The 604-nt window shown below is 74.8% G+C and carries 1 protein-coding gene; it reads left to right on the plus strand.

All coding sequences use genetic code 11. From position 1 onward, the window contains the following. Nucleotides 1-300: 300 nt before the first annotated feature. Nucleotides 301-604, plus strand: a 304-nt coding sequence (locus EAO75_RS44810) for a glycosyltransferase family 2 protein (RefSeq protein WP_148000871.1), incomplete at its 3' end; no start/stop codon positions are given.

Raw genomic sequence — 604 nt, forward strand, 5'->3', positions numbered from 1 at the left:
GATCAGCTTCCCGCCCTCGCGGCCCCCACAGCGCTGCTTCCCGCCCTCGCGGCCCCCACGGCGCTGCCTGTCACGCTTCCCGCCCTCGCGGCCCCCACGGCGCTGTGGGGGCCGCGAGGGCGGGAAGCTGATCGGCGCTCGGCGGACGCCCCGGCTCCTGTTCCCCGTTGCCCGCTCCCCGTTCCCCAGTGAACCGGAGCAGTGAACCGGAGCCCTGATGCCGCCGTCTTCCGGACCGGGCCGCAAGTCCCCCTCAGCGGGCGGTAACCCGCCATTCCTACGACTCCGGAACGCGGCCCCATGCACCCTCACTCCCCGCACCCCGCGCCCGCACCGCAGGTCGGCGTCGTGGTCATCGGTCACAACGACGCCGCGCATGTGACGACCGCCGTGCGCTCGGCGCTGGCCCAGGGTCCCGCCGTCCGCGAGGTCGTCGCCGTCGACGACTGCTCCACGGACGACAGCGCGGAACTGCTCGCGCGCCTGGCCGTGGCCGAACCGCGGGTGCGGCTGGTCCGGCGCCGGGTCACCAGCGGCGGCTGCGGCAGCCCGCGCAACACCGGTCTGGACCGGGTGACCTCGCCGTATGTGATGTTCCAGGACG

Origin of the sequence: Streptomyces sp. UW30 (assembly GCF_008042075.1) — a bacterium.
Lineage (GTDB): Bacteria > Actinomycetota > Actinomycetes > Streptomycetales > Streptomycetaceae > Streptomyces.